The sequence below is a fragment of the Micromonospora halotolerans genome, from assembly GCF_032108445.1.
Taxonomy (GTDB): Bacteria; Actinomycetota; Actinomycetes; order Mycobacteriales; family Micromonosporaceae; genus Micromonospora; species Micromonospora halotolerans.
Map to the genome: position 1 here is coordinate 2,229,656 of NZ_CP134876.1, position 20,793 is coordinate 2,250,448.

Below are 20,793 nucleotides of genomic sequence, written 5' to 3' on the forward strand. Positions count from 1 at the left end.
TGAACAGCGGCGGTGGGGACGGCCCGGCGCTGTCGGGAAAGAGGGCTCCCGCTGTCCGGAAGCGGGCGAAGATGAAAGCTGCACAGCGGGGCATGAGCCGGTATGGTCCGGGCCTATGGGACAGGGGATGGCCGATCCGGATGAGGTCCGCCAGGAATTCGACCGATTCTCCCTCCGCAGCACACTCTTCGCCCCCGCCTCCGCCGACCGGGCGTTCGCCGTGTTCACCGGCTCGCTGACCGACTGGTGGGTGCGCGAATACACCTGGTCGGGGCCGGAGGCGCTGGCCGAGCTGGGCATCGAACCGCGTGCCGGCGGCATGCTCTACGAGATCGGCCCGTACGGCTTCCGCGGCGACTGGGGCCGGGTGCTGACCTGGGATCCGCCCCGCCGGCTGGTCTTCACCTGGCAACTCGGGCCGGACCGGGTGCCGGTGCCGGATCCGGCGCGGGCCAGCGAGGTCGAGGTCCTCTTCCAACCCGAGGGGCCGGAGCTGACCCGGGTCGACGTCGAGCACCGCTACTTCGACCGGCACGGTGAGGCCGCCGAGGGCTACCGCAAGGCACTCACCGCCGGCTGGCACGAACTCCTCTGCCGCTACCTGGCGACGGTCGCCCGCACCACCGACTGACGCCAGGGGCGTCAGCCGCGAGCGCCCGGCGTCAGCGGTCGATGCCCCGCGCCGGGGATCGGGTGCCGGTCACGCCGGTGCCGCCGAGGTCGGCCCGGCGACCCGCGGCCGCGCCCGGACCGAAGCCACTGCCCGCCAGCCGGCGGCGCGGGGCGGTACGCAGCCGCGGATACACCTCGGCCACCCGGCGCTGCACCCGGTCGGACCGGTCGGCGAGCACCAGCGCCACCGAGGGTGCCCCGGATCCGGCGACCGCGCCGGCCTCGGCCGTCCGCAACCGCTCGGCGACCGCCTGCGCGAAGCCGGCCAGCCAGGTACGCCGGAAGGCGGCCGGATGCTCCCCGGCCGGTACGGCGGTGCCGGCCAACCCGTGCGCGGCCTGCACGAGCAGTGAGGTGAAGAGCAGCTCGACCCGTTCCAGGTCACTGGCGAAGCCGAACAGGTGCAGGTCGAAGCCGCTGCCCTGCCGGCGGCGTACGCAGCGGCAGCGCAGCGGGTCGGCGACCGCCGCGAGCAGGCCAGCCTTGTCCCGGGCGTACGGGGCGACCACCTCGACCACCCGGTCGCCCACCGGGTCGGTGGCCGGCTCGCGGGCGGCGAGCAGCGCCCGGTCGACGCCGTAACGGGCGATCAGCTCGGTGGCCTTGGCCATGAAGGCGGCCGACTCGGCCGGCGTGCACGCCGGGTCCTCGGCCTGGGCGAGCAGCTTGCGGACCTTGCTGAGCATCGCCTCGGACATGCACCAGAGCTATCACAGGCCGGGGCCGGGACGGGCGGTCAGCCCGCCCGGCTGCGCAGCGTCGCGACCGTCGACCCGGCGAGGGTGAGCAGACAGTCGGGCAGCAGCCCGTCGGCCGCCGCGGCGCCGAACAGCGCCTCGCCGGTGTCGGCGTCGTGGTTGGCGTACGCGCTGACGAAGCGGGCCACCCACCGGGTGTCGTAGTCGGCCTGGTCGATCCCGGGGAAGTCGAGCGCGGCGCCGCCCGCGGGGGCCTCGTCGCCGACCATGGTGGCGGCCAGGCACCAGGCCACCCCGTACGCCCCGGCCAGCCCGGAGCGGTCCACCACGGCGTCGAAGGTGCCCACCACGCCGTCGCCGTCACCGGCCAGCGCCGAGCGGAGCACGGCGGTCGCATCGTCCAGCGTCTGCTGTGCTTCGTCGGTCACCTGCGGAACAGTAGTTCGGAGGGTCAAGCGGTGACCCCGGAACGGCCCTTCCCTCACGGAGAGTGATACCGGCAGTCGGGGTGCCGACGGACCGACCTCCACGGTCCCGCTCTCCGCGCCGGCACGCTAATGTGCGCAGCGGACCTTCGCCGGAGGAAGGACGACCATGCTCAAATCTCGCGCGTCGCGTACGGCCCTGTCCACGGCCTGCGCGGCGCTCCTGCTCGCCACCAGCGCCTGCGGGAGCGACAAGCCCGAAGAGGCCACCGCCACCCAGGTGCGCCTCTACGGCACCGACGGCAACATGCAGAACTCGTACGTCGACGAGCTGAAGGACCGCGCGGACCTTCTCAACGGCATGAAGGGCACCACCCCGCTCACGCCGCTGCCCGAGAGCTTCAAGGAACGGCTACGCACCGTAGATCCGAGGCTGAAGGACTACCTCTACTCGGCGGAGACCTATGACGCGATCGTGATCAGCGTGCTGGCCGCCCAGCTCGCCGGCACGACGCAGCCGACCGATATCGCCAAGCAGATCGTCGGCGCGACCACCGGCGGCCAGCGCTGCGACGAGGTCGCCACCTGTCTCCAGCTGGCCCGGGCGGGCCAGGACATCGAGTACCGCGGGGTGTCGCTGACCCGGGCCGGGTTCACCGACGCCGGTGAGCCGGCCGCCGCCAGCTACGCGACGCTGCACTTCGGGAACCGGCAGCTCGACGACGGCAAGACCGAGTTCGTCGGTGCCGGTGACGAGTCGGGGGCGAGCACTAAGACGCCGCCGCGGGGCAAGAAGTCGCGCCCGGGCAAGTCCTACAAGGAGGACGGCTCCCCGCTGGTGCTCGGCGGGCTGCTGCCGAAGACCGGTGACCTGGCCCTGGCGTACCCGCCGATGGCGGCCGGCGCGGCGCTGGCGATCCGCGAGATCAACGCGGCGGGCGGCGCGCTCGGCGAGCCGGTGGTGTGGATCGACGGCGACGACGGCACCGACCCGAAGATCGCGAAGGCGACCGTGGCCTCGCACGTCCAGCAGGGCGCGCACGTCATCATCGGCGCCGGCGCCTCGGGCATCTCCCGGGCCGTGCTGCCCGACGTGGTGGCCGCCGGCCGGATCCTCTTCTCCCCGTCGAACACCGACGCGGGGCTGAGCACGGTGGACGACAAGGGCCTCTACTTCCGCACCGCCCCGCCGGACGGCCTCCAGGGCCGGGCGCTGGCCGACGTGATAATGCGCGACGGACCGCACAAGATCGCGATCGTCGCGCGTAAGGACTCCTACGGCGAGGGCCTCCAGGAGAACGTCCGCTCCGAGCTGGAGCGGGCCGGCATGGGCGCCGACAAGGTGAAGCTGCTCTCCTACGTGCCCCCGGAGGGCGCGTCGCCTCCGCCGGTGGACTTCTCCGCCGGCGCCAAGGAGATCAAGGACTACGGGGCGGACGCCGTGCTGGTGATCGGCTTCGGTGAGTCCTCGCGGGTGATCACCGCGCTGGCCGACGCCGGGGTGCAGATCCGGCAGTGAGACGACGACGAGGGCCGCACCGGGCGAACCGGTGCGGCCCTCGTCGCGTCCACGGTCAGCGGGAGCGGCGCCGCTCCAGGAACTCGGTCATCCGCCGGTGCTTCTCCTCGTCCTCGAAGAGCACCGCCTGACTGAGCAGGTCGAGCTGCGGGTGGGCGGCCGCCGGTGCGTCCACCGCCAGCTTGGTCAGCCGCAGCGCCAGCGCCGAGCCCTTGGCCATCTCGTCGAGCAGGCCGTGCGCGGTGGGCAGCAGCTCCGCCGGCTCGGCCACCACCCGGTTGACCAGCCCGATCCGCAGCGCCTCGTCGGCGTCCACCCGCCGGCCGGTGAAGAGCAGCTCCTTGGCCCGGGCCTCCCCGACCAGGGCGGGCAGCCGGTAGGTCGCGCCGGCGCCGGCCAGGATGCCCAGCCGCACCTCGGGCTGGCCGAACACCGCGCGCGCCGTGCACACCCGCAGATCGCAGGCGTACGCCAGTTCGGCGCCGCCGCCCAGCGCCGGGCCGTCCACGGCGGCCACGGTGGGCATCGGCAGCGCCCGGATCCGGGCGAACGCGGCCTGGTTGATGGCCGCCAGCGCGTCCAGCCGGCCGCGTTCGCGGAGCTGGGCGATGTCCGCGCCGCCGGCGAAGATGCCCTCCGTGCCGCCGGTGAGCAGCAGCAACCGGGGCCGTGCCTCCAGCTCGGCGCAGACGGCGTGCAGCTCGCCGATCAGGTCCGCGTCGATCGCGTTGCGCTTCTCCGGCCGGTCCAGGGTGACGACCAGCCGGTCCGGCAGTTCCTCGATCCGCAGCCCGCTCACCGTGCTCGCCTTTCGTTCGCGGCTGCGGGGCTCGCAAGCTCACTCCACGCGCTCACTGCTTCACCCCGCCTTCCCAGGTGTAGAAGCCCCGGCCCGACTTCTTGCCCAGCCGGCCGGCGGCCACCATCTCCTCGAGCAGCGGCGGCGGCGCGAACCGGTCCCCGTACGCGGCCTGGAGGGTGCGAGCGATGTCGAGCCGGACGTCCAGCCCGACCAGGTCGGTCAGCTCCAGCGGGCCGACCGGGTGCCGGTAGCCGAGCACCATGGCCTTGTCGATGTCGGCGGCGCTGGCCACCCCGTCGGCGACCATCCGGATCGCCTCCAGGCCGAGGGTCACACCGAGCCGCGAGGTGGCGAAGCCGGGCAGGTCGCGTACCACGACGGGGTCCTTGCCCAGCCGGCCGGCGAGCGCGACGGCCGCCTCGGTGGTCTCCGGCGCGGTGGCCGCGCCGACCACGACCTCGAGCAGCGCCATCGCCCAGACCGGGTTGAAGAAATGCAGGCCGACGAAATCGGCCGGCCGCTCCAGCCCCTCGGCCAGCTCGGCGATGGGGATGCTGGACGTGTTGCTGCCGAGCAGGGCGGGCCGGCGGCCCTCGGCGTCGGCGAGCACGGCCCGCTTGAGGTCGAGCCGCTCGGGGACCGCCTCCACGATCACGTCGGGGCCCTCGGCCACCTCGGCGAGGCCGGCCCGCAGGGTGACCCGCTCGCGGTTCGCCGTCGCCGCCTCGGCGGTCAGCTTGCCGCGCTGCACACCGCGCTCCCACAGCTCGCCGAGCCGCCGCACCGCCTCGGCGCCGCGCGCCGGGTCCACCTCGACCAGCTCGACCGCGTACCCGGCGCCGGCCGCCACGTACGCGATGCCGAGGCCCATGGTGCCGGCCCCGACGACCACAAAACGACCACTCATCGATGTCCCTCCGCCGCGGTCCTCCACGACGGGCGGGGTCTCCGCCGCGCCGGGTGGGTCCGCTCGCTCGATCCTGGGTGCGACCCTATGCAGGGCCGGCCCGCGGGCATGAGTGGGGGCGCGTCGGATCGGGTACAGACGGCCGTCAACGCCGAGGGAAGGATCGACATGAGCCAGGCACCGGAGAGCGCGGACAGCACCGAGACCGTGGAGACCCGCGGCGACGAGCGGGTGGACCTGCTCCGCGCGGACACCAACAACGACGGGAAGACCGACGTCTGGGTGGTGGACACCGACGGCGACGGGAAGGCCGACCTGTTCCAGTTCGACACCGACGGCGACGGCAAGGTGGACATCACCATGGTCGACATCGACGAGGACGGCACGCCGGACGAGGTGGTCGACGGCGACGGCGGCCTCCCCCCGGAGCAGACCACCCCCACCGTGCAGGTCTGACGCGGTGTGCCGGCGGGCGCTCCCGGGCGCCCGCCGGCATCAGGCCAGCCGGAGGGTGGCCAGGTAGTACGGGTGATCCCGGTCGTCGACGTCGACGAGGCGCCACGGCGAGCCCTGGACCAGCTCGGCGAACTCCTCGACCGAGCACACCAGATAGTCGAACCATTCGGTGCCGAGCAGCCGGTAGCGCAGCCGCAGCCGGAGCTGCCCGCCCAGCCGCCCCCGCCGCCGGTTCCGCTCGTGGTAGCCGGTGTGCACCGGATCGGTCGTGCCGTACGGGTCGGTGCCGTGCGCGATGACCTGGGCGCCGGGGCGGGCCAGTGCGGCGAGCGCGGCCAGCAGCGCCGGGGCCCGCTCCCGCCCCTCGAACAGCCCCAGGTTGTTGCCGAGCAGCAGGAAGGTGTCGTAGCGCCGGCCGTCGGCGACGTGCTCGTCCACGGTGCCGAGCACCAGATCGCGTACGCCCCGGTGCCGGCTGACCCGCAGCGCACCGATCGAGGTGTCCAGCCCGGTCACCGGCACGCCGCGCTCCTGAAGGTGCAGCGCGATGCGGCCGCCACCGACGCCGATGTCCAGCACCTGCCCGTGCACCCGGTCGACAGCCCGGTGGTCGTACGGCTGCCACCGCTCCGGCGGGTCCAGGTAGTGCTCGGTGGGTGCGCCGTTGACCAGCCCGTCGTCGCGCTCGATGATCTCGATGACCGGCCGGGGCAGCCGCCCGCCGACCAGCGGCCGGGGCCCGATCCCGGTGCTGACCGCGTACGCGTCGCGGATCATCTCACCGAACACGTCGCCGACCGTAGGTTCCCCGCTCACGGCGCCGTCCTCGTTCGCGACTGCGGGGCTCGCAGACCCGGCTCGCTCCTCGCGCTCACGGCGCTGTCTCTGTTCGCGACTGCGGGGCTCGCAGACCCGGCTCGCTCCTCGCGCTCACGGCGATCACGCTATCCGGGCTCGGCCGGCCTGTCGCGGCCGTATCCTGAGCGGCGTGACAGACCTGGACCGCCTGGCGGCGGAGAAGTACGTGCTGCTCACGACGTTCCGTAAGGACGGGCGGGCGGTGCCGACTCCGGTGTGGGCGGTGCGCGACGGCGAGGCGCTGGCGGTGTGGACCGTGTCGGACTCCGGCAAGGTGAAGCGGATCCGGCGCGACGGCCGGGTCACGGTGGCACCGTGCGACGTGCGCGGCCGGCCGCACGGCGAGGCGGTGCCGGGGCACGCGACGGTCAGCGGCCCGGAGTCGACCCGGCGGATCCGGGGGCTGCTCAAGCAGAAGTACCGGCTGATCGGCCGGCTGAGCCTGCTGGGCAGCCGGCTGCGGCGGGGCGAGGGCGGCACGGTCGGCCTGCGCATCGTGCTCGACTGAACCACCCCCGGAAACGACTGAGGGCGGCGGATCGTCGCTGTCGCGACGTCCCACCGCCCCTGATCGGAACGCCTGAGAATCGTCCGGGTCGTCAGTCCCCCTGGCGCTGCTGGGGAATCTGCCCCTGCAGCAGGGCCCGGACCTCCGACTCCCGGTAACGGCGGTGGCCGCCCAGGGTTCGGATGGCGCTGAGCTTGCCAGCCTTGGCCCACCGGGTCACCGTCTTCGGGTCGACACGGAACATCGACGCCACCTCGGCCGGTGTGAGTAGCGGCTCTGGTTCGTGCGTTCGCGATGCCATCGGGTCACTCCTCCACATGTATAGACATCGGCCGGGGTCCCGCCGGCCGACGCGCCTCCCATGGTCCGGCTAGTCCCCGATGTCCGACATGGGCCGAACGGCTGAAGGTCCCTAGACGGACGGATGAACCATGCCCGATTTTTACGACTTTTATGCCGCAGAAACTACCTTAATGGGACTCATGATCACGGTTCGTGATGCGTCAATTACGAGACAGTCTCGCATCGAGAGGCCTCAACCTGGGCAAACCCGGCCCTAGTTGCAACGCTCCAGCAGCTGCACCGCGCGCCACCGGGCGACCAGCTTGTCGTACGCCGCGGAGGCCTCCTCCGCCTCGCCCCGGGAGAGCCCGGCCAACCCCGTCGCGACCAGCTCGGTCGAGTCGTCGGCGGCGAGCGTCTCGTCGGGCAGCAGCTGCACCAGGCCGCCGTAGTCGAGCTCCACCACCGAGCGCGGGTGGAACTCCTCCAGCCAGCGGGCGGCCTCCTCGACCGCCTCGGTGATGGGGGCCTCGCCGACCGACTTGCGCAGCACCGACAGGGCCCGGGAGGACCGGCGGCGCGCCTTGGAGATCTCCGTCCGGTAGCGCAGCGCCCGCCGCTCCGGCTCGGTGACCAGGTGCCGCTCCTGCGCCTCGAAGAGCACGAACCAGCGCAGCGGCACCCCCCAGGTGGCGATCTGCTCGTGCACCCGGGGCACTCCGTGCTCCAGCACCCGCGCCCCGCTGCGCCAGTCCTCCACCACCGCCTTCGCCTGGCCGGCCAGGACCGGCGGGACGAACGCGTCGGCCAGCACCGAGGGCACGCCGTCGCGGGCGCTCAGCGCCGCCTCGGCGACCCGGATCCGCAGGTTCCAGGGACAGACCAGCAGCGTGTCGTCGGTCTCCAGGACGTACGCCTCGTCGGGCAGGTCGGGCAGCCGGGTCCAGCCCGCGCCCAGCGCCTCGATCACCGCCGTCCGCTGCCGGACCGGCCCCTCCAGCGGGGCGACCGCCCGACCCTCGTTCACGTAGCGGCGCCAGAACGACTGGCGGTCCCGATCGAAGGCGGTCAGCGGCTCGTACACGCGCAGGTATGAAGCGAAGAGCGACGGCACGGCGCGATCCTCCCACGAGACGGGACTTCCCCGCCGCCGCCGTCACGAGGCGTCGTGACGTGCGCGACAGTACGGCTGGGGCCGATATTAGGCTCAGCAGCACCGGCACCATCCCGCCGGCGTGCCAGCAGGGTCCGCGCCCCACAAGGGCGCACACCGACACAGGAGTCAGCCATGGGCGTATTCGCCAGCACCGACGACCCGGGATCGACCGGTCACGAACAGGTCGTGTTCTGCCAGGACAAGCAGTCCGGGCTGAAGGCGATCATCGGGATCTACTCCACAGCGCTGGGCCCCGCGCTCGGCGGCACCCGGTTCTACCCGTACGCCAGCGAGGCGGACGCCCTCGCCGACGTGCTCGACCTCTCCCGCGGCATGGCGTACAAGAACGCCCTGGCCGGTCTCGACCTGGGCGGCGGCAAGGCGGTCATCTGGGGCGACCCCGACCAGATCAAGAGCGAGGCGCTGCTGCGGGCCTACGGCCGCTTCGTGGAGTCCCTGGCCGGCCGCTACTACACCGCCTGCGACGTCGGCACCTACGTCGCCGACATGGACGTGATCGCCCGGGAGACCAGCTACGTCACCGGCCGCAGCGTGGAGCACGGCGGCGCCGGCGACTCCTCGGTCCTGACCGCCTGGGGTGTCTTCCAGGGCATGCGGGCCGCCGCCGAGCACGTCTGGGGCAGCCCGACGCTGGCCGGCAAGCGCGTCGGCGTGGCCGGCCTGGGCAAGGTCGGCAAGTACCTGACCGGGCACCTCCTGGAGGACGGGGCCGAGGTCGTGGCGACCGACGTCAACCCGAAGGCCCTGGAGTGGGTACGCACCACCCACCCGCAGGTCACGCTGGTCGACGACACCGCGGCCCTGGTCGCCTCCGACATCGACGTGTACGCCCCGTGCGCGCTGGGCGGCGCCCTGAACGACGACACGGTGCCGGTGCTGCGCGCGAAGGTGGTCGCCGGAGCGGCCAACAACCAGCTCGCCCACGCGGGCATCGAGAAGGTCCTGGCCGACCGGGGCATCCTCTACGCCCCGGACTACGTGGTGAACGCCGGCGGCGTGATCCAGGTCGCCGACGAGATCGAGGGCTTCAACTTCGACCGCGCCAAGCTGCGGGCCACCCGGATCTTCGACACCACCCGTGAGATCCTGCGACTCGCCGACGACGAGGGCGTCCCGCCGGCGGTGGCCGCGGACCGGCTCGCCGAGCGCCGGATGGCCGAGGTCGGCCGGCTGCGCACGATCCACCTGCGGTGAACGTCACCGGGGGCGGGGCTGCCGGCCCCGCCCCCGGACCGCTGCACCGGCGGCACCGGCGTTAAGCTGGACGTTGGGGGGATTCGTGCCGATCTGACCGCTGTCACGGCCGCTCCCGCCGTCCGCTCCTTACCGGGTACACTTTGTGACGGCCGGCTCACCGCGACGCGCAGAGCCGGTTGACGGTAACCCGAGGTGCCGAACGGTGGCATCCCCATGTACCGTAAGAGCCACGAGAGATGCCTGACGTCATCGGGGCCCGCCTTCGGGCTGCCCCGCATTCTGTGCGAGGGGGTCGAGCCATGGGGCGCGGCCGTGCTAAGGCCAAGCAGACGAAGGTGGCCCGGGAGTTGAAGTACCACTCCCCGAACACCGACCTCACCGCCTTGCAGCGCGAGTTGGCGGGTGCTGGTGGGAAGTCTGAGCAGCACTTCGACGACGACTACAAAGAGTATGTCGACGACGATGATGAGGATCACGCGGACGACGACCCGGACACCTGGGTCCGTCCGACCCGCTGACCTCCGGTCGCATCTGAGCACGCGGTGACTCCCCGCGTGCTCACGCATGTGCCCTTCCGTTGCGGCGCACCGACGATCAGGGGCCACGCCCTCCCGGAGCCCTCCGGCCGACCGGCGGGCCCCTGATCGCGGAAACGCGTACCTCAGCGGGGCCGGTTGTTCCAGTTGTAGAACGTCGGGATGTTCTCGAAGTGGTTCCAGGCGCACACCGCGCTGGCACCGTCGCCGCCCGACGCCTCCGCCCGCAGCAGGCGCGCGGCCTCGGCCTCGTGGAGAAGTGCGGTCAGTCCGCCGGCGGCCTCCCGCACCCGGTCCGCGACCGGATCGGGCTCGGCTGCTCCGACGCGCTCAGGCTGCCGGTGACTCGTGGTCTCGGGCATGCTCCAACACTCCCTCCAATAGGCGGATCTTGCTGTTGCGGCAGTGCTCGGTCTCCGTACCGTCGAAACGCCCCAGCTCGAAGTAGCGGTTGGCCGCGTGGCCACCGCCGCAGAAGCCGAAGTAGGGGCAGGACGACCGGCACGCCTCCACACCGGTGAGGAACTCGCCCACCCAGGGCGTCCGCCCGGCCCCGGCCAGGATCTCGGCCAGCGGGGTGCTCAGCACGTTGCCGCTGCTGAAGTCGCCGTAGTGCGGGTCGGTGAAGCCGGCCAGCTCCGGGGAGAGCACCACCACCGAGCCGTCCTGGGCGACCGTGGGAATCGGGTCGAGCCGGCGGGGCAGCAGGTCGTCCGCCGTGCCGGCCAGGACGGCGCCGGCATAGCGCAGCGACCACTCGATCTCGCGCAGGTGGATCCGGGGATCCCGGCGCCAGGCGCCCACCAGCTCCGCCCAGAACCCCGTCACCGCGCCCGCGTCCCGCGCGTTCGTGCGGGTGTTGACGCCCTCGGTCTCCTCGATGTTGATCCCCAGCACGTCACAGCCGAGGTCGAGGAAGTAGTCGTAGAGCTCGGTGGCCAGCCCCGGCTCCGGCCGGGAGACCACGGCCAGCGCCGAGAACGGCAGCCCGTGCCGGCGCAGCGCCGCCACCCCGGCCAGGATCCGGTCGTACGCCGGCCGGCCGCCCCGGGTGACCCGCTCGCCGTTGCGGTCCCGGGGGCCGTCCACGCTCACGCTCACCCGGATCCCGTGCTCGGCGAAGAACGCGCACCACGCGTCGTCGATCAACGTGGCGTTGGTCTGGACGTGGTGCTCCACCTCCGGCCCGAAGGGGGCCAGCAGGGCGGCCAGGTGCTCCCGGCCGGCCGCGAGCGGCTCCCCGCCGTGCCAGACCACCGAGAAGCGCCCGGCGGCCGCCCAGGGGTTCACCGAGGCCGCCACCGCCTCGGCGACCGCCACGGGCATCCGCCGGTCCACCGCCCGCAGCGGCAGGTAGCAGTAGACGCAGTCGAGATTGCAGAGCGTGGTCGGCTGCATCACCACATACGAGGGGACGGCGGCGATGCCCCGCATTCCGGTGTGCGTACGCGCAGCCATCACCCCTCCCCCGCTGGCCCTGAACTGCCCTTCAGGCTAGGCGGCGGTGGCTACTCGGGTGAACCCCCGATCAGGTGCCCGGATGATCACCGGAGAGTGATCACCCGCGGGTGTGCTGGCCGATCATCTGCACATTGCCCGAACCCTCGATGATCTCGCCGGCCTGCCAGGCGTCGACGCCACGGCCGGTCAGGGTGGCCAGCGCGCGGTCGGCGTCCTCGGCGGAGACGATCGCGAACATGCCGACGCCCATGTTGAACGTCGCCTCCATCTCCGGGTCCTCGATCCGGCCCTTGGACTGGATCAGGTCGAAGATCGGCTGCGGCTTCCAGGTGGAGCGGTTGACCACCGCGTCGACGTGCTCGGGCAGGATCCGCACCAGGTTGCCCGGGATGCCGCCGCCGGTGACGTGCGCCAGCGACCGCACCTCGGCCTCGGCGATCAGCTTGAGGCAGTCCTGCGCGTAGATCTTGGTCGGGGTGAGCAGCTCCTCGCCGAGGGTCCGCTGCCGGCCGAAGTCGTCGATCACCACGTCCAGCCGCATCCGGCCGGCCCCCAGCAGCACGTGCCGGACCAGCGAGTAGCCGTTGGAGTGGAGGCCGGAGGAGCGCATCGCGATGACCACGTCCCCCACCTCGACCCGGTCCGGGCTGAGGATGTCGCTCTCCTCCACCACACCCACGCCGGTGGCGGAGATGTCGTACTCGTCGGGGCGCAGCACGCCCGGGTGCTCGGCGGTCTCGCCGCCGAGCAGGGCGCAGCCCGCGTAGCGGCAGCCGTCGGCGATGCCCGCGCCGATCTCGGCGACCTTGTCCGGGACGACCTCGCCGGTGGCGATGTAGTCGAGCAGGAACAGCGGCTCGGCGCCGCAGGCCACCAGGTCGTCGACCACCATGGCGACCAGGTCGATGCCGACCGTGTCGTGGATGTCGAGCTGCTGGGCGATCACCAGCTTGGTGCCCACGCCGTCGGTGGAGGAGGCCAGGATCGGGTTCTTGTACTTCTTCGTGTCCAGGCGGAACAGGCCGGCGAAGCCGCCCAGGTCGCCCATGACCTCCGGGCGCCGGGTCTGCCGGACCTTGGACTTCAGCAGCTCCACGGCGCGGTCGCCCGCCTCGATCGACACCCCGGCGTCGGCGTACGAGACCGAGCGTTTGCGCTGCGTACGGCCGGTCCCCGCCGACCAGGGCTGGCGGTCGCCGCCGGCGCCCGTCGGGCTGGATCCTGCGCCGCTGCGCTCGGACACGTGGGTCACGGTTCTCCCCTTTGTGGTTCCCGCGGGCCGACCGGAGGGCCCCCGCGTCGGTGGTGCTACGGGCGGTGGGTGGCTGAGCCGCCCGGAGTGGCGGCCGACGGCTTCAGGTCGGTGCGCGGCGTCAGACGCGCCGAGCTGAAGTTGTCGTCAAGTGGGGCGGTGGGCTCGGACGCCTCGGCGGCGACCCGGCGGCCCACCCCTTCGAGCACGTGCTTGCCGATCAGGTTCCCGGCCGGCAGCTCGATCGGGTATTCCCCGTCGAAGCACGCCCGGCAGAGCCGGGTCTTCGGCTGCTCGGTGGCGGCGATGAGACCGGGAAGCGATACGTAACCCAGCGTGTCGGCCCCGATCGACCGCCGGATGCCCTCGTTGTCCAGCCCGTTGGCCAGCAGCTCGGCCCGGGTGGCGAAGTCGATCCCGTAGAAGCAGGGCCACCTGACCGGTGGGGACGAGATCCGGACGTGGACCTCCAGCGCCCCCGCCTCGCGCAGCATCCGCACGATCGCCCGCTGGGTGTTGCCCCGGACGATCGAGTCGTCCACCACCACGAGGCGCTTGCCGCGCACGTTCTCCCGCAGCGGGTTGAGCTTCAGCCGGATGCCGAGCTGGCGCAGGGTCTGCGACGGCTGGATGAAGGTGCGCCCGACGTACGGGTTCTTCATCAGGCCCTGTCCGTAGGTGATGCCGGACTCCTCGGCGTAGCCGATCGCCGCCGGCGTGCCGGACTCCGGCACCGGGATGACCAGGTCGGCCTCGACCGGGTGCTCCCGGGCGAGCTGGCGGCCGATCTGCACCCGGGCGGAGTGCACGTTCCGGCCGGCGATCGTGGCGTCGGGGCGGGCGATGTACACGTACTCGAAGAGGCAGCCCTTGGGCTCCGGCGCGGCGAACCGGCTGGACCGCAGCCCGTCCTCGTCGATGGCGATCAGCTCGCCGGGCTCCACCTCGCGGACCACGCTCGCGCCGACGATGTCCAGCGCCGCCGTCTCGCTCGCCACCACCCAGCCCCGCTCCAGCCGGCCGAGCACCAGCGGACGGACGCCGTGCGGGTCACGCGCCGCGTAGAGCGTCGACTCGTCCATGAAGACGAAGCTGAACGCGCCGCGCAGCTGGGGCAGCACCTCCAGGGCGGCCGCCTCCACGGAGAGGTCGGGTCGGCTGGCCAGCAGCATGGTGACCAGCGACGTGTCGTTGGTCGAGCCGTCGGAGTCCAGGCCCCGCTCGGCCACCTCACGCTTCAGCTCGGCGGTGTTGACCAGGTTGCCGTTGTGGGCCAGCGCGATCGTGGTGCCCGAGGTCGTGGCCCGGATGGTCGGCTGGGCGTTCTCCCAGGTCGACCCGCCGGTGGTCGAGTAGCGCGCGTGCCCGATCGCCAGGTGCCCGCGCAGGCTCGCCAGGGTGGGCTCGTCGAAGACCTGGGCGACCAGGCCGAGGTCCTTGTAGACCACCACGCCCGATCCGTCGCTCACCGCGATGCCCGCGGCCTCCTGGCCGCGGTGCTGGAGGGCGTAGAGCCCGAAGTAGGTCAGGTTCGCGACCTCTTCCCCCGGCGCCCAGACGCCGAAGACGCCGCACGCGTCCTGGGGGCCGGGTCGCTGGGGGTCAAGGTCGTGGCTCAGCCGGCCATCGCCTCGGGGCACCTGCCGCTCCCTCTTGCTGGGGTCTGGGACTGGCCTGGCGGAGGTCGGGGGGCAAGCTCCGCACCGTGGGCCGGGGACCGTCGTCGCCTGACAGTGTACGCGAACAGCGGTCAATACCGACAGTCACGAGCCGCCCGCTGAGCGTGATCGTGATCGGCATTGTCGCCGCAGCTAGAGCGGGAGGTGCTCGGAGAGATCCGCCCGGATGCCCGACACCCGTACGCGACCCTCGGTGACGGCCTCGGCCCACCCGAGGCGGCCGGTGGCCAGCGCCAGCCAGGTCGCCGGGTCCATTTCCACCACATTCGGGGGCGTTCCACGGGTGTGTCGCGGCCCCGGCACGCACTGCACCGCGCCGTAGGGTGGGACCCGCACCTCCACCGATCGGCCGGGGGCGCGCTCCGCGAGGGCGGCCAAAAGGGTACGGACCGCCTCCCGGTACACCGGCCGATCGGGCGTACGCCCCTCATCCAGCGCCGTCAACGTCGCCGCTACCGCGGCGGAATAAGTGTGCGGAGAGGACACGACGGGACGATACGACCCGGCCGCAACGCGCTCGACGCTGGCCCTGGGTAGAGATAGCCCGGCCAGACAAGGCATAGTTGCCGACGGCGTATTCGTACCGTGAGTGATCACCCGGCCGGACCGGCCGGCGGGGAGATCAGACCCGGAAGGCGGTGGACGTGTCAACACACCGACGTGCCTGGAAGCAGCGGGCCGGTGTGGTCGTGGCGCTGGTCTTCGGCGCCCTGCTCGCCGTCCCCGCCACACCCGCCCTGGCGACAAACCCGGACGTGCAGATCACCGAACTCCGGACGGACACGCTGCAGAGCGGCCAGACGGTAACCATGAAATTTTCGGTGACCAACAAGAACGACGCGCCGACGGTCTTCACTGTCAACGTCGACACGTTCGGCGGCCTGTCCTGCCAAGGCACTGATTGCCGAGTGCCTGCCAGCCTGGTTCAGCCGGGTGCATCCCAGCCGTTCACCGTCACCCTGGCAGCCGACAACCTCGCCGCCGGCGAGACCAAGTCCGGCCAGGTGCGGGTCTCCGCCAAGTCGGGCGGCGACCAGGCCAGTGACGCGCGGGACATGACCGTCAAGGGCGCGGCCGCCCCACCGACCCAGCCGCAGACGGTCAAGACGGTCTCCGGCAAGGTGGTCAACGCCGACGGCGACGCGATCTCCGGCGCGCTCGTCATGCTCCGCGACGGCGCCGGCAAGTCGCGGCAGACGAACACGAACAGCAGCGGCAACTTCAGCTTCAGCGGGTCCGCGTCGGATCCGATCGCGCCTGGGCGGATCGACCTCGGCGCCTCCAAGGGCGACGCCGATCCCGGCACCAAGTCGATCAACGCGGCCGCCGGTCAGTCCGTGACCGGGATCCGGATCAGCGTGCCGATCAAGGCGTCGGCGAGCCCGAGCCCCAGCGCCTCGGCCAGCGAAGAGGCCCTGCCGAGCGAGGAAGCCACCGACGAGGCGACCGACGAGCCGGCCAGCGAGGCGCCCGCCGCCCAGCAGCCGGCCGCCAACGAGGATTCGGGCGGCTTCGGCTCCTGGCTGCTGATCCTGCTCGGCGGCCTCTTCGTCGCCGTCGGCGTGGGCACCATCGTGCTGCTCTACATGCGGCGCAAGAACGAGGACGGCGACGGCGACGGCGACGGCCCGAACGGGCCGACCGGCCCCGGCGGCCCCGCTGGAGCCGCCGTGCCGGGTGCCCGGGGCGCCTACCGGGGAGCGGACGACCAGACCCGGGTGGTGAACGGCATGGGCGCCGGGCCGGCACCGACGATGGCCGGTGGCCCCTCGCTCAGCGACGCGCCGACCATGATGCACCGCCCGGTCGTGGACGACGTCCCGCCGGACCCGTACGGCGCGCCTCCCGGCCCCTCGTACGGTGTCGGGGCGGGACAGCCCGGCTACGGCGGCTACGGCGACGAGCCTGCCGGTCCGGGCGGCTACGGCGCCACCAACGGCTACGGCAACGCCCCCTCCTCGGGTGGCGGCTACGGCAACAGCCCGGCATCGGGTGGCGGCTACGGCACGGCCCCGGCCTCCGGTGGCGGCTACGGCAGCCCCGAGTACGGCGCCGGCGCCGCCGGCTACCCGCCCGCGCAGGCCGGCGGCTACGGCAACGAGCGCTACGACGAGCCCACCGGTCGCTACACCGGTGACAGCACCCAGTACGCGCCGCCGGCCGACCCGTACCCGACCAGCACCTACCAGCCCGAGCAGGGCCGCGGCTACGAGCAACCCGGCCCGGGCCAGTACGGCCGCGACGCGGAGCAGGGCGCCTATGGCGCCGGTGGCGGCTACGGCGCCCCGGCCGGCGGCTACGACAACCGTCCCGCGGGTGGCTACGACAACGGTGCGGCGGGCGCCTACGACGGCGGCCCGAACGGTGGCTACGACAGCGGTCAGACCGGTGGCTACGACAACCGCCAGGGCGGCTACGACGGTCGCCAGCCGGCCGGATACGAGGCCGGCCAGCCGGGCGGCGCGTACGACGCCGGCCAGCCGGGCGGCTACGACGGTTACGACCAGCGCGGCGGCTACGGCGGCGGCGACGGTTACGGCCAGCCGGCGCAGGGTGGCTACGGCCAGCAGGGCGGCTACGGCCAGGAGCAGCCGCCGCAGCAGCGCGGCGGTGGCTACGACAACCAGGGCTACGACCAGGGCGGCGGCTACTACGCCGACCCGGCCGAGGCCGGCCGGGCCCGACCCGACGCCCCGAAGGACCGCAGCGGTCGCCGCCTGGACTGGCTGGACGACTGACGCCCGGGGCGCGAGCGCCCCACCGCACACGACGACAGTGGCCGCCCGGTTGATCCGGGCGGCCACTTCGCGACCGCCGGGCGATCGACGTGGGACGGCTCAGGCGGCGGCGAAGTAGCCCCGGCGGAGCACCGGCACCACGTCGGAGACGCCGAGTTCGACGGCGACGGCCACGTCCTCGCCGAAGCCGCCCTCGACGAGTTCCCGGCCGGAGACGCAGCCCCGCACCGCGGCCGGCACGTCGGGCGTGCTGGCCAGGGCGGCCAGGGCCATGGCGGCCTCCACCGAGAGCCCACCGGGGACCCCGGAGAGGGCGTCCAGCACGCTGGCCGCTCCGAGCTGGTCCTCCACCCCGGGGCGCAGCGACCCGTCCGGCCAGCGTTCACCGGCGGCCACCACTCCCACGGGGGCGTCGATCGAGCCGTACCCCTGGGCCCGGAGCCAGCGCCCGACGGCGGGCGCGTTGCGCAGGCACGCGGCGACCACCGGCACGCCGGTGGCGCTCGCGGCGGCGCTGATGGCCGAGCCGTTCGGCGACGGCAGCACCAGGTCGGCGACGACCGGCGCGGTGCGCAGCGCCGCCGGGGAGAGCGACCACGGGTGTTCCGGGGTCGTCTTCCGGCGGCCCACCGCCGCGACGGCACCGACCCGGCGGGCGTAGTCGGCGGCCTGCTCGCCCCACGGGAACGGGTGCACCCGCATGCCGCGGCTCACCGCCACCTCCACGGCGGTGGTGAACGAGAGCACGTCCACCACCACCAGGGCGGCACAGACCCGGCCGAGTTCCGCGGCCCCGCTCAGCCCCCAGTCGAACCGGGCGCCGGCGCCGGGCTGGGCGAAGACGGCCAAGGCCAGGGCCTCAGCGCTGATCCGGCGCGGGGCGCTGGTCCGGGTCACCGGCGGCCGTCGCGGAGCCGTCCGGGTCGGACGTCACCCCGGGACCGTCAGCGGAAGCGTCGGTCGTGGTGGCGGCCGCGTCCGCCGGAGCCTCATCCGCCAGAGCCTCGACCGCCGGAGCATCGTCGGCCACCGGAGCGTCCGCGACGTCCGCCGACGCGGTCGCCCCGACCCCGGTCTCGGCCTCCGCCGCAGCGGTGCCGGCCTGCGCGATCGGCTCGGCGGCGACCTCGGCCGGGTCGACGCCGACCGGCTGCTCGGCGGTGGCCGGCAGGACGGTGGTGGTCCCGGTGCGGGTGGCCTCCACCTCCACCCGGGCCGCCTCCGCACCGCCGAAGAGGCGCGGCAGGGTGGCGGTGTGCGCCTCGCGCAGCTCGTCGAGGCCGATCCGGAACTGGCCGTGCACCTCCAGGGCGCCGCCGGCCGGGTCGGTGACCCCGATGAACTCCCACGGCACCCCGCGCTCGGCGCAGAGGGCGGTGAACGCCTTCTCGTGCCCGCGCGGCACCGACACCAGCACGCGGCCGGCGGACTCGCTGAACAGGAAGACGAACGGCATCGAGCCGCCGGCGAAGTGCTCCGGCAGCACGACCCGCGCGCCGACGCCGCGCCGCAGGCTGGACTCGACCAGGCTCTGGGCGAGGCCACCGTCGGAGAGGTCGTGCGCGGAGCTGAGGTGCCCGACCCGGGCCGCCTCGGCGAGCAGCTCGGCGAGCTGCCGCTCACGGGCCAGGTCGACCTGCGGCGGGATGCCGCCCAGGTGCTCGTGGGTCACCCAGGCCCACTCCGAGCCGGAAAGCTCCACGTGCGTCTCGCCCAGCAGGAAGAGCTGGTCGTGGTCGCCGGCCGGCCGCGGCACGAAGCCCATCGGCACCCGGTCCGCGACGTTGTCCAGCACGCCCAGCACGCCGACCACCGGGGTCGGGTGGATGGCCGCCGCGCCGGTCTGGTTGTAGAAGCTGACGTTGCCGCCGGTCACCGGGATGCCCAGCTCCAGGCAGCCGTCCGCCAGGCCGCGCACGGCCTCGGCGAACTGCCACATGACGCCCGGGTCCTCCGGGGAGCCGAAGTTGAGGCAGTTGGTCACGGCGATCGGCTTCGCGCCGGTCACCGCCACGTTCCGGTACGCCTCGGCCAGCGCGAGCTTCGTCCCGTTGTACGGGTCGAGGCGGGCGTACCGGCCGTTGCCGTCGACGGACAGCGCGACGCCCAGGCCGGTCCGCTCGTCGATCCGGATCACGCCGGAGTCCTCCGGCTGGGCGAGCACGGTGTTGCCCAGCACGTACCGGTCGTACTGCTCGGTGACCCAGGTCTTGTCGGCCAGGTTCGGCGACGCGATCATGCGGAGCAGGGTCTCCCGGAGCGCGTCCGGGTCGCTCGGCCGGGGCAGCGTCTCGGCCCGGTCGGCCTGGAGCAGGATCAGGTCGGCCGGCTCGCGCATGGGGCGGGCGTAGACGGGGCCGTCGTCGACCAGCGAGCCCGGCGGCACGTCCACCACCAGCTGGTCACGCCAGGTGATGAGCAGGCGGCCCGGCTGCCCGTCCGGCGACGGCGCGGTGACCTCACCGATGGCGGTGGCGAGCACGCCCCACTTCTCGGCGGTCTTGAGCACCGCCTCCAGCTTGTCCGGCGCGACCACCAGCAGCATCCGCTCCTGGGACTCGCTGGCCAGGATCTCGTGCGGCTCCATCGACGGCTCGCGCAGCGGCACCCGCTCCAGCCAGACCCGCATGCCGGTGCCGGCCGCGGCGGCCGTCTCGGTGAGCGCGCAGGTCAGGCCGGCGCCGCCGAGGTCCTGGATGCCGACGACCAGCTCGGCGTCGTACAGCTCGAGGCAGGCCTCGATGAGCAGCTTCTCGGTGAACGGGTCACCCACCTGCACGGACGGGCGGCGCTGCTCGCTGCCCTCGTCGAAGGTGGCGCTGGCCAGCACCGACACGCCGCCGATGCCGTCCCGGCCGGTCTTGGCGCCCATCAGCACCACGACGTTGCCCGGACCGGCCGCGGCCTTGTTCTGCAGCCGGGACACCGGCAGCACGCCGAGGCAGAGCGCGTTGAGCAGCGGGTTGCCCTGGTAGCTGGGGTCGAAGACGAGTTCGCCGCCGATGTTGGGCAGGCCCAGGCAGTTGCCGTAGCCGCCGACGCCGGCCACCACGCCGGGGAGCACCCGGGCGGTGTCCGGGTGGTCCGCCGCGCCGAAACGCAGCGGGTCCATCACGGCGACCGGGCGCGCGCCCATGGCGAGGATGTCCCGGACGATGCCGCCGACGCCGGTCGCCGCGCCCTGGTACGGCTCGACGAAGCTCGGGTGGTTGTGCGACTCGACCTTGAAGGTCACCGCCAGCTCGTCGGAGACCTGGACGACACCGGCGTTCTCGCCGATGCCGGCCAGCAGCCGGTCGCTCGGCGGGGCCTTCTCGCCGAACTGGCGCAGGTGCACCTTGCTCGACTTGTAGGAGCAGTGCTCGCTCCACATGATCGAGTACATGGCCAGCTCGGCCTGGGTGGGCCGGCGGCCGAGGATGTGCCGGATGCGGTCGTACTCGTCGTCGCGCAGGCCCAGCTCGGCGTAGGGCTGGAGCTCCTCGGGGGTGCCGAGGGCCCGGGGCACGGTGTCCACGCCCGGGGCCCAGTCGTCGGCCGGGCCGGCCTGCGGCACCACGCCCGGCGTCTCGCGCAGGGCCGGGTCCGGATGGGTGGTCATGACCTCTCCTCGCTGCGCTCGCCGC

General features: G+C 73.2%; 21 protein-coding genes. 7 read left to right on the plus strand and 14 right to left on the minus strand.

What is annotated here, in order from left to right:
• The first annotated feature begins 115 nt into the window (after positions 1–115).
• Positions 116–631 (plus strand): SRPBCC family protein, encoded by a 516-nt coding sequence (locus RMN56_RS10505; RefSeq protein WP_192579716.1) that lies wholly within the window; start codon positions 116–118, stop codon positions 629–631.
• Positions 632–662: 31 nt separating this feature from the next.
• On the opposite strand, the gene RMN56_RS10510 is transcribed toward RMN56_RS10505, so the two are convergent.
• Positions 663–1,370 carry a DUF2786 domain-containing protein gene (locus RMN56_RS10510; protein WP_313723637.1) on the minus strand — a complete coding sequence of 236 codons (708 nt, stop codon included), beginning with the start codon at positions 1,368–1,370 and terminating at the stop codon, positions 663–665.
• Positions 1,371–1,408: 38 nt separating this feature from the next.
• Positions 1,409–1,798, minus strand: coding sequence for a hypothetical protein (locus RMN56_RS10515; RefSeq protein ID WP_313723638.1), 390 nt, complete (start codon positions 1,796–1,798; stop codon positions 1,409–1,411).
• Positions 1,799–1,964: 166 nt separating this feature from the next.
• On the opposite strand from RMN56_RS10515, the gene RMN56_RS10520 reads away from it, so the two are divergent.
• Positions 1,965–3,314: an ABC transporter substrate-binding protein gene (locus RMN56_RS10520; protein ID WP_313723639.1), complete on the plus strand. Its 1,350-nt coding sequence runs from the start codon at positions 1,965–1,967 to the stop codon at positions 3,312–3,314.
• A gap of 55 nt (positions 3,315–3,369) precedes the next feature.
• Here RMN56_RS10520 and RMN56_RS10525 read toward each other — a convergent pair whose 3' ends face one another.
• Both RMN56_RS10525 and RMN56_RS10530 read right to left on the minus strand, forming a co-directional pair.
• Complete coding sequence (locus tag RMN56_RS10525; protein ID WP_313723640.1) at positions 3,370–4,113, minus strand: enoyl-CoA hydratase/isomerase family protein; 744 nt, start codon at positions 4,111–4,113, stop codon at positions 3,370–3,372.
• 52 nt (positions 4,114–4,165) lie between these two features.
• Entirely contained in the window at positions 4,166–5,023 is an 858-nt protein-coding gene (locus RMN56_RS10530; RefSeq protein ID WP_313723641.1) for a 3-hydroxyacyl-CoA dehydrogenase family protein, read from the minus strand.
• A gap of 168 nt (positions 5,024–5,191) precedes the next feature.
• Here RMN56_RS10530 and RMN56_RS10535 point away from each other — a divergent pair, with 168 nt between their 5' ends.
• Positions 5,192–5,479, plus strand: coding sequence for a hypothetical protein (locus RMN56_RS10535; RefSeq protein ID WP_091041421.1), 288 nt, complete (start codon positions 5,192–5,194; stop codon positions 5,477–5,479).
• Positions 5,480–5,518: 39 nt separating this feature from the next.
• Here the strand turns inward: RMN56_RS10535 and RMN56_RS10540 are convergent, their stop codons facing one another.
• Complete coding sequence (locus tag RMN56_RS10540; RefSeq protein ID WP_313723642.1) at positions 5,519–6,295, minus strand: class I SAM-dependent methyltransferase; 777 nt, start codon at positions 6,293–6,295, stop codon at positions 5,519–5,521.
• 172 nt (positions 6,296–6,467) lie between these two features.
• On the opposite strand from RMN56_RS10540, the gene RMN56_RS10545 reads away from it, so the two are divergent.
• Positions 6,468–6,845 carry a PPOX class F420-dependent oxidoreductase gene (locus RMN56_RS10545; RefSeq protein WP_313723643.1) on the plus strand — a complete coding sequence of 126 codons (378 nt, stop codon included), beginning with the start codon at positions 6,468–6,470 and terminating at the stop codon, positions 6,843–6,845.
• A gap of 91 nt (positions 6,846–6,936) precedes the next feature.
• Here the strand turns inward: RMN56_RS10545 and RMN56_RS10550 are convergent, their stop codons facing one another.
• Complete coding sequence (locus RMN56_RS10550) at positions 6,937–7,146, minus strand: BldC family transcriptional regulator (RefSeq protein ID WP_007073996.1); 210 nt, start codon at positions 7,144–7,146, stop codon at positions 6,937–6,939.
• Positions 7,147–7,401: 255 nt separating this feature from the next.
• Positions 7,402–8,241 (minus strand): DUF8083 family protein, encoded by an 840-nt coding sequence (locus RMN56_RS10555; protein WP_313723644.1) that lies wholly within the window; start codon positions 8,239–8,241, stop codon positions 7,402–7,404.
• Between the two features lie 174 nt (positions 8,242–8,415).
• On the opposite strand from RMN56_RS10555, the gene RMN56_RS10560 reads away from it, so the two are divergent.
• Both RMN56_RS10560 and RMN56_RS10565 read left to right on the plus strand, forming a co-directional pair.
• Positions 8,416–9,498 (plus strand): Glu/Leu/Phe/Val family dehydrogenase, encoded by a 1,083-nt coding sequence (locus RMN56_RS10560; protein WP_313723645.1) that lies wholly within the window; start codon positions 8,416–8,418, stop codon positions 9,496–9,498.
• A 302-nt stretch (positions 9,499–9,800) separates the two neighbouring features.
• Positions 9,801–10,019: a DUF3073 domain-containing protein gene (locus RMN56_RS10565; protein ID WP_091315761.1), complete on the plus strand. Its 219-nt coding sequence runs from the start codon at positions 9,801–9,803 to the stop codon at positions 10,017–10,019.
• 143 nt (positions 10,020–10,162) lie between these two features.
• On the opposite strand, the gene amcA is transcribed toward RMN56_RS10565, so the two are convergent.
• The 5 genes from amcA to RMN56_RS10590 form a co-directional block, all read right to left on the minus strand.
• On the minus strand, positions 10,163–10,399 hold the full coding sequence (gene amcA, locus RMN56_RS10570; RefSeq protein WP_313723646.1) for a multiple cyclophane-containing RiPP AmcA: 237 nt from the start codon (positions 10,397–10,399) through the stop codon (positions 10,163–10,165).
• Positions 10,368–11,471, minus strand: a complete 1,104-nt coding sequence (amcB, locus tag RMN56_RS10575) for a cyclophane-forming radical SAM peptide maturase AmcB (protein ID WP_313724702.1) — start codon at positions 11,469–11,471, stop codon at positions 10,368–10,370. The genes amcA and amcB overlap by 32 nt, the downstream gene beginning before the upstream one ends.
• A 124-nt stretch (positions 11,472–11,595) precedes the next feature.
• Entirely contained in the window at positions 11,596–12,750 is a 1,155-nt protein-coding gene (gene purM, locus RMN56_RS10580) for a phosphoribosylformylglycinamidine cyclo-ligase (protein WP_262283485.1), read from the minus strand.
• A gap of 56 nt (positions 12,751–12,806) precedes the next feature.
• Positions 12,807–14,390, minus strand: a complete 1,584-nt coding sequence (gene purF, locus RMN56_RS10585; protein ID WP_313723647.1) for an amidophosphoribosyltransferase — start codon at positions 14,388–14,390, stop codon at positions 12,807–12,809.
• 171 nt (positions 14,391–14,561) lie between these two features.
• Entirely contained in the window at positions 14,562–14,915 is a 354-nt protein-coding gene (locus RMN56_RS10590; protein ID WP_313723648.1) for a sterol carrier family protein, read from the minus strand.
• Positions 14,916–15,073: 158 nt separating this feature from the next.
• On the opposite strand from RMN56_RS10590, the gene RMN56_RS10595 reads away from it, so the two are divergent.
• Positions 15,074–17,167 carry a carboxypeptidase regulatory-like domain-containing protein gene (locus RMN56_RS10595; RefSeq protein ID WP_313723649.1) on the plus strand — a complete coding sequence of 698 codons (2,094 nt, stop codon included), beginning with the start codon at positions 15,074–15,076 and terminating at the stop codon, positions 17,165–17,167.
• 99 nt (positions 17,168–17,266) lie between these two features.
• On the opposite strand, the gene RMN56_RS10600 is transcribed toward RMN56_RS10595, so the two are convergent.
• Together RMN56_RS10600 and purL are read right to left on the minus strand one after the other, a co-directional pair.
• Positions 17,267–18,016: a 2-phosphosulfolactate phosphatase gene (locus RMN56_RS10600; RefSeq protein WP_313724703.1), complete on the minus strand. Its 750-nt coding sequence runs from the start codon at positions 18,014–18,016 to the stop codon at positions 17,267–17,269.
• A gap of 10 nt (positions 18,017–18,026) precedes the next feature.
• Positions 18,027–20,768 carry a phosphoribosylformylglycinamidine synthase subunit PurL gene (purL, locus tag RMN56_RS10605; RefSeq protein WP_313723650.1) on the minus strand — a complete coding sequence of 914 codons (2,742 nt, stop codon included), beginning with the start codon at positions 20,766–20,768 and terminating at the stop codon, positions 18,027–18,029.
• Positions 20,769–20,793: the final 25 nt, after the last annotated feature.